At 69.1% G+C, this 7,407-nt stretch carries 7 protein-coding genes; 1 reads left to right on the top strand and 6 read right to left on the bottom strand.

Annotation, left to right across the window (positions count from 1 at the left end; translation table 11 throughout):
* Positions 1-16: 16 nt before the first annotated feature.
* From trpD to ACFU99_RS26065, 5 genes are all read right to left on the bottom strand, one after another.
* On the bottom strand, positions 17-1,081 hold the full coding sequence (gene trpD, locus ACFU99_RS26085) for an anthranilate phosphoribosyltransferase (RefSeq protein ID WP_384396094.1): 1,065 nt from the start codon (positions 1,079-1,081) through the stop codon (positions 17-19).
* A gap of 134 nt (positions 1,082-1,215) precedes the next feature.
* Positions 1,216-2,838, bottom strand: a complete 1,623-nt coding sequence (locus ACFU99_RS26080) for a cytochrome b N-terminal domain-containing protein (protein ID WP_384396091.1) — start codon at positions 2,836-2,838, stop codon at positions 1,216-1,218.
* Entirely contained in the window at positions 2,835-3,890 is a 1,056-nt protein-coding gene (locus ACFU99_RS26075) for a Rieske 2Fe-2S domain-containing protein (protein WP_384396088.1), read from the bottom strand. The genes ACFU99_RS26080 and ACFU99_RS26075 overlap by 4 nt, the downstream gene beginning before the upstream one ends.
* On the bottom strand, positions 3,887-4,696 hold the full coding sequence (locus tag ACFU99_RS26070; protein WP_363230704.1) for a c-type cytochrome: 810 nt from the start codon (positions 4,694-4,696) through the stop codon (positions 3,887-3,889). The genes ACFU99_RS26075 and ACFU99_RS26070 overlap by 4 nt, the downstream gene beginning before the upstream one ends.
* A 65-nt stretch (positions 4,697-4,761) precedes the next feature.
* Entirely contained in the window at positions 4,762-5,382 is a 621-nt protein-coding gene (locus ACFU99_RS26065) for a heme-copper oxidase subunit III (RefSeq protein WP_384396085.1), read from the bottom strand.
* A 271-nt stretch (positions 5,383-5,653) separates the two neighbouring features.
* Here ACFU99_RS26065 and ACFU99_RS26060 point away from each other — a divergent pair, with 271 nt between their 5' ends.
* Positions 5,654-6,055, top strand: coding sequence for a hypothetical protein (locus ACFU99_RS26060; RefSeq protein ID WP_384396082.1), 402 nt, complete (start codon positions 5,654-5,656; stop codon positions 6,053-6,055).
* A 31-nt stretch (positions 6,056-6,086) separates the two neighbouring features.
* Here ACFU99_RS26060 and ACFU99_RS26055 read toward each other — a convergent pair whose 3' ends face one another.
* The gene (locus tag ACFU99_RS26055) at positions 6,087-7,337 is read right to left on the bottom strand and encodes an Ig-like domain-containing protein (protein ID WP_384396079.1); all 1,251 of its coding nucleotides are present in this window, start codon (positions 7,335-7,337) and stop codon (positions 6,087-6,089) included.
* Positions 7,338-7,407 lie beyond the last annotated feature (70 nt).

The following is a 7,407-nucleotide window of genomic DNA, read 5'->3' as shown; positions in this document are numbered from 1 at the left end:
GCCCAGGCGTCCGGCGTCAGGCGTTGCTCGCCACGACCCACCGCTGCAAGGCGTCCCGCGCCGCCCCCGAGTCGACGGAGTCGGCGGCCCGCGCGATCCCCGCCGAGATCTGCGCGGTGAGCGGCTCGTCCGTCGGCTCCAGCGCCACCAGCGCCGCCGCCGAGTTGAGCAGCACCGCGTCCCGTACGGGCCCGGTCTCCCCCGCGAGCAGCCGGCGGGCGACGTCCGCGTTGTACGAGGCGTCCGCGCCGCGCAGCGCCGAGACCGGCACCAGGTCGATGCCGACGTCCCGCGGGTCGAACGCCTCCTCGCGGACCCGCCCGTCCCGCACGATCCACACCTTGGAGGTCGCGGTCGTGGTCAGCTCGTCCAGCCCGTCGTCGCCGCGGAAGACCAGCGCGCTGGAGCCGCGCTCGGCGAGGACTCCGGCGAGGATCGGCGCCATCCGGGCGTCGGCGACGCCGGTGGCCTGCGCCTTGACCCGCGCGGGGTTGGTCAGCGGGCCCAGCACGTTGAACGTCGTCCGGATGCCCAGCTCCCGCCGGGCCGCGGCCACATGGCGCAGCGACGGGTGGAACTTCACCGCGAAGCAGTAGGTGATGCCCGCCTCCTCGGCGACCCGCACCACGTCCCGCGGGCGCAGGTCCAGGTTGACGCCGAGCTTCTCCAGCACGTCGGAGGCGCCGCTGGCGGAGGAGACGGCGCGGTTGCCGTGCTTGACGACCTTCGCCCCGGCGCCGGCCACCACGATCGAGGACATGGTGGAGATGTTGACGGTCTTGGCCCCGTCGCCGCCGGTACCCACGATGTCGATGCTGGGGCCGGGCACCTCGATGAGGTTGGCGTGCTCGTACATGGCGCGCACCAGTCCGGCGATCTCGGCGATGGTCTCGCCCTTGGCGCGCAGCGCGACCGCGAAGCCGGCGATCTGGGCGTCGGTGGCCTCGCCGCGCATGATGCGGTCCATGGCCCAGGCGGTGTCGTCGGCGCCGAGGTCCCGGTGGTCCAGGAGCGCGTCCAGGACGCCCGGCCAGGTACGGGCCGTCGCGCTGTCGCCGCCTGCCGGGGTCGCAACGTTCATGGTCCACGCTCCTGGTGGTCGTCTGGGTTCGCGGAGCCAGCCTATCGAGGCGTGCGGACAGCGAAGAGCCCCGTCCATGCGCTGGACGGGGCTCTCGCTGTGGCGATCAGCGGATGACGCTCTCAGGCGTGGGATCAGTGGTGGCCGTGGCCGCTCGTGATCTCCTCGTACTCCTCGGCCGTGGCCTTGGGGATCTGGGCGCCCTCTCCGTAGAAGCCCTTGGAGAGCTTCGCCCGGAGCTTGTCGGTCCGGCCGACCTTGCGCTCCACGCCGTTCTCGTCGACCTCGGCGCCGATCTCCAGCGGCTTGGGCTGGTCGTGCGCCGTGAGGGTGTGCAGCTGCTCCTGCGAGAGCGGCTCGTGGACCTCGACGAACTCACCGTGCGGCAGCCGCTTGATGATGCCGGACTCGCGTCCGTGCAGCACCTTGTCGCGGTCGCGCCGCTGGAGCCCGAGGCAGATCCGGCGCGTGGCGATGAAGACCAGCACCGGCACCACGAAGAAGCCGACGCGGACGAACCAGGTGATCGCGTTGATCGACAGATGGAAGTGGGTGGCCCAGAGGTCGTTTCCACCGCCGACGAGCAGCACGAAGTACCAGCTGATCCAGGCGGCGCCGAACGCGGTGCGCGTCGGGGCGTTGCGCGGGCGGTCCAGCAGGTGGTGTTCCCGCTTGTCCCCGGTGACCCAGGACTCGATGAACGGGTACACCGCGATGGACACCAGCACCAGCGGGAAGATGATCAGCGGGATGAGCACGCCCATGACCAGCGTGTGACCCCAGAGGTTGATCTCCCAGCCAGGCATCACGCGGATCAGGCCCTCGGAGAAGCCCATGTACCAGTCGGGCTGGGCGCCCGTGGACACCTGGTCCGGCCGGTAGGGGCCGATCGCCCAGATCGGGTTGATCGTCGCGATGGCGGCGACGGCCGCGATCACACCGAAGACCAGGAAGAAGAAGCCTCCGGCCTTGGCCATGTAGACCGGCAGCAGCGGCATGCCGACCACGTTCTTGTTCGTCCGGCCGGGGCCGGGGAACTGCGTGTGCTTGTGGTAGAAGACCAGGATCAGGTGCGCCACCAGCAGGCCGAGCATGATGCCCGGCAGCAGCAGGACGTGGATCGAGAAGAACCGCGGCACGAAGTCCGAGCCGGGGAACTCGCCGCCGAACAGGAACATCGAGATGTACGTACCGATGATCGGCACGGACAGGATCGCGCCCTCCATGAACCGGACGCCGGTGCCGGAGAGCAGGTCGTCCGGCAGGGAGTAGCCGGTGAAGCCGGTGAACATGCCCAGCACGAACAGCAGGAAGCCGAAGAGCCAGTTGATCTCGCGCGGCTTGCGGAACGCGCCCGTGAAGAAGACGCGCATCATGTGCACGAACATCGCCGCGAGGAAGATCAGCGCGCCCCAGTGGTGGATCTGCCGGATGAGCAGACCGCCGCGCACATCGAAGCTGATGTGCATCGTCGACTGGAAGGCGTCGGACATGTGCATGCCCTGCATGGGCACGTACGAGCCGTGGTACGTGACCTCTTGCATGCTCGGGTGGAAGAACAGCGTCAGATACACACCCGTGAGGATGATGATGATGAAGCTGTAGAGGCAGACCTCGCCCAGCATGAAGGACCAGTGGTCCGGGAAGATCTTGCGCATGTTGGCCTTGGCCAGGCCGTAGATGCCGAGCCGGCCATCCGCCCAGTCGGCCACCCGCTCACCGGCGGGCGCCTTGCGCTTGTTGCTTTCAGTACTCATCCGCGCTCCCAGAAGGCAGGACCGACGGGCTCGGCGAAGTCGCCCAACGCCTCTAGGTAGCCCTTGTCATTGACCTTGATCCGCAGCTGCGGCAGGGCGTGGCCGGCCGGGCCGAAGATCACTCGGCCGCCGTCGGAGAGGTCGAACGTCGACTGGTGGCACGGGCAGAGCACGTGGTGCGTCTGCTGCTCGTACAGGCTGATCGGGCAGCCGACGTGGGTGCAGATCTTCGAGTAGGCGACGATGCCGTCCGCCGACCAGTCCAGTTCCTTCTTGTCCTTGATGTTCTCCGGCTGGATCCGGACGATCATCAGGGCCGCCTTCGCGATCTCCTGCTGGAAATCGTGGTCGTCCTCCTTCATGCCCTCCGGCATGGCGAAGGTCAGCGAGCCCACCGAGATGTCCTCGGGCCGCAGCGGCTGGTTGGTGTTCTGGTTGATCAGCAGCTTCCCCGCGGACCAGCGGGTGTGCCGGAGCTTGGTGCCCGGCAGCGGTCCGAGGTCGCGCAGCAGCATCACGCCGGAGAGCGGCACCAGGGCCAGCGCGCCGAACATGGTGTTGCGGATCAGCTTGCGGCGGCCGAAGGCCGACTCCTCGGCGCCCGCCTTGAAGTCGGCGAGAACCTTGGCCTTGACCTCGGGCTCGGCCGAGATCGCGTGGCGCTCGTCGGCGACCTCCACGTCGGACATCAGGGTGCGGGCCCAGTGGACCGCGCCCGCGCCGATGCAGAACAGCGCCACGCCGAGGGTGAGCCCCAGCGAGAAGTTCAGGGCGCTGATGTGGCCGATCGGGTAGACGTAGATGATCTTGTCGACCGGGAGGGCCACGTACGAGGCGATGAAGCCGACCGTGGCCAGCATCGAGAGCAGGAACAGGAACGCGATCACGCGCTCGGAGCGCTTGGCGGCCCGCTCGTCGATGTCCTGGACGCGGTGCTCGTGCGGCGGCAGGCCCGGGTCGGCGAAGGGATCGGCGTGGGTGGCCACCGCGCCGTCGTGCGCGTCGCCCTGCTCGCTCGGCAGGTTCTCTTCTGGAATGTCTTGGCTACTCATGACTTCTTGGCCTTTGCGGTCCGGGCGGCGACCCAGATGGCGACGGCGATCAGCGCGCCGAGCCCGAAGATCCACGCGAACAGACCCTCGCTGACCGGGCCGAGCCCGCCCAGTTCGAGGCCGCCGGGGTTCTCCGACTTGTCGCTGTTGACCGCGCCGAGGTACGCGATGATGTCCTTCTTGTTCTTCTCCGGCATCGTCGTGTCGGGGAAGGAAGGCATGTTCTGCGGGCCGGTCTGCATGGCCTCGTAGATGTGCTTGGGGTCGACGCCCTCAAGCGACGGGGCGAACTTGCCGTTCGAGAGCGCGCCACCCTTGCCGGTGAAATTGTGGCACTGGGCGCAGTTCGTACGGAAGAGCTCCCCGCCCTTGGCGATGTCCGCGCCGTCCGGGTTGTACTGACCCTTGGTCGGAACCGAGGGGCCCGCACCGAGCGAGGCGATGTACGCGGCGAGCTGGTCGGTCTCGGCCTGCGAGTAGAGCGCCTTCTTGCTGGGCGCCTGCGCGCCCTGCTGCTGGAGGGGCATGCGGCCGGTGCTGACCTGGAAGTCCACGGCGGCGGCGCCCACGCCCACCAGGGGCGGGCCGTCGGAGCTGCCCTGACCGCCGGTGCCGTGGCAGCTTGCGCAGCCGACGGAGTAGAGCTTCTTGCCCTCCTCGATGGCAAGGGACTGGGCGGTGTCCTCGGCCTTGGCCTTGTCCGCCGGCGCGAACGCGGCGTACAGCCCCCCGGTTACCGCCAGCGCGAAGAGTAGGACGACGACCGCCGCCAGCGGATGGCGTCGTCGTGCGGAGAGCTTTTTCACGGATTACCCCGGTGTCAGGATCTTCTGCGTCGATGCTTCTGGACTGTGGTCCTGTGCGGGACCGATTACTTGATCAAGTAGATCGTGGCAAAGAGCCCGATCCAGACCACGTCGACGAAGTGCCAGTAGTAGGACACGACGATGGCCGCCGTCGCCTGGTGATGAGTGAACCTCTTGGCCGCGTACGTCCTGCCCAGGACCAGCAGGAAGGCGAAGAGTCCGCCCGTCACGTGCAGGCCGTGGAAGCCGGTCGTCAGGTAGAACACCGAGCCGTACGGGTCCGAGGAGAGCGAAAGCCCGTCCTTCTTCACCAGGTCGGTGTACTCGAAGATCTGGCCGCCAATGAAGATCGCGCCCATCACGAAGGTGATGGAGAACCACGTGCGCAACTTCTTCACGTCGCCCCGCTCGGCGGCGAACACGCCGAGCTGGCACGTGAGAGAGGAGAGCACCAGGATCGTGGTGTTCGCCGCTGAGAACGGAACGTTCAGCGACGACGCCATTTCCTTCCAGTGGTCGGCTCCGGTCACCGATCGCAGGGTGAAGTACATCGCGAAGAGGGCCGCGAAGAACATCAGCTCGGAACTCAGCCAGATGATGGTTCCGACGCTGGTGAGGTTCGGCCGGTTGACCGAGGGGTGCGCATGCCCGGTATCTACTGCTGTTGCTGTCGCCACGACCGACATTATGTCGGTCCCTTATCTTGCGCTCACTCCGGGGGGTGCCGTTCGGTGTGTCAAGACGGTATGCCCTGCTCGTACGGCCCATTACGAGGGTCCCCCGAAGGGGGGAAGCACACCGTCCGCCACCTCCTGCGCACCCTGCGCGCACCCGTCCTGACGGCCCATCGGCCCGATCTTGGTCCCGTCCGAACCCTCCACCGGCGCGGCGCTCGCGGAGTAGCATCCGCGCAACGGTCCGACCCACAACTGTGCTCTCTAGAAGCGTGGAGGAACGATGCAGCCCACTGCCACGGTGCTGGTCTACAGCGATGACGCGAGCACCCGGGAGCAGGTGCGGCTGGCCGCCGGGCGCCGCCCCGCCGCCGATGTGCCGCCGGTGGAGTTCCTGGAGTGCGCGACGCTCCCGGCCGTCCTGAAGACCCTCGCGGAGCACCGCGTCGACGTGTGCGTGCTCGACGGCGAGAGCGCCCCCGCGGGCGGCATGGGCGTCTGCCGGCAGATCAAGGACGAGGTGTTCGACTGCCCGCCCGTGCTGCTCCTCATCGGCCGCCCCCAGGACGCCTGGCTGGCCACCTGGAGCCGCGCCGACGCCGCCGTGACGCATCCGGTGGACCCGGTGGCGTTCGCGGACGCCCTGGCCGCTCTGATGCGCGCACGGGCTACCGCGAAGGCCTGACGGGCCCGACGGGCCACAGCGGCCCGCCGGCTCACATTCCGGGGCGCAGGCGGGCCGCATCGGCGGGACTGCTCCCCTCGCGGGTCCCGGCGTGCAGGGCGCTGCCCTTGCGCCACGCCTGCCAACTGAGGTTCCAGTCGCCGAAACCGTTGTCGAACGGCGTCATCATCTCGCCGCCGCTGTTCACCACCTTGACGATGTCGCCGACCCGCACGGTGTCGAAGAGCCAGTGGGCGGCCTCGGTGGACATGCCCGTACAACCGTGGCTGACGTTGGCCGCGCCCTGGGACCCGGTGGACCAGGGCGCCGCGTGCAGGTATTCGCCGCTCCAGGTGACCCGGGTGGCCCAGTGGACGGGCAGGTCGTAGGAGTCCGAGCTGCCCTCGGAGATGCCGATGCTGGTGCCGCGCATCCGTACGAAGGATTCCTGACCGAGCACCACCTTGACCCCGTTGCGGGTGGAGAAGCCGGGCTTCCCGGTGGTGACGGGGATGGAGCGGAGTTCCTTGCCGTTGCGCAGCACGGTCATGTAATGCGCCCCGGCGTCCGTGACGGCCTCGACGCGGTCGCCCGTACGGAGCGTCAGGGGCTTCGAGGGGCCGCCGTGGAGGCCGGGGCCGACCTTGATGCCCGCGAGGCCGCTGCGCACGCTCACGGTGGCGTGTGCGGGCCAGTAGTCGCGCGGCCGGTAGTGCAGAGTGCGGCCGTCCACCCAGTGCCAGGCGCCCTCCACGGAGGGCTGCGAGTCGACCTTCAGGGCCCGCTCGACCACGGCGCGGGCGGCCGGGTCCTTGACGGGCCGGCTGAGCTCGGCGGTGACGGGCTGTCCGACGCCGTACGTGCCGCTGTCCGGGCCGAATTTCACCCGCAGCAGCCTGTCAGCCGGGGCGGTGTCGAAACCGACCGTACGGCGACCCTGGGCGCCGTCCTCGTCCTCGGTGCTGACGCGCACCGTGTAGTGCGCGCCGGCGGCCAGCGGGACCGTGGAGCGCCAGTGGGAGCCGTCGGCGTCGAGTTCGCCCCGTACGTACCGCCCCGCCGCGTCCGTGGCGGTGACGTCCGTGATCCGGTCGTCGCCCTTGGCACGGATCTCCAGGGGCTTGTCCGGGTCGGCCTTGCCGCCGCCCTCGACGCCCGCGAGGGCGACCTGGCCGGCCGCGTCGTACGGCTTGTCGGCCAGCGGGTTCGACGACGATCCGCCGCATGCGGTGGACCCCACCGCGAGGGGGGCGAGCAGGAGTGCCCAGCTCAGCACGGTCCGGCAGCGAGGAGTGTGACTCATGGTCACACGGTAGGAAGGATCGGCGCGCGCGGCCCGTGGGGCGAGTGCAAATGGGTCGGCCCCCGCACAC

Origin of the sequence: Streptomyces sp. NPDC057654 (assembly GCF_042800135.1) — a bacterium.
GTDB lineage: Bacteria > Actinomycetota > Actinomycetes > Streptomycetales > Streptomycetaceae > Streptomyces.
This window is presented reverse-complemented; position numbering and strand designations above follow the sequence as displayed.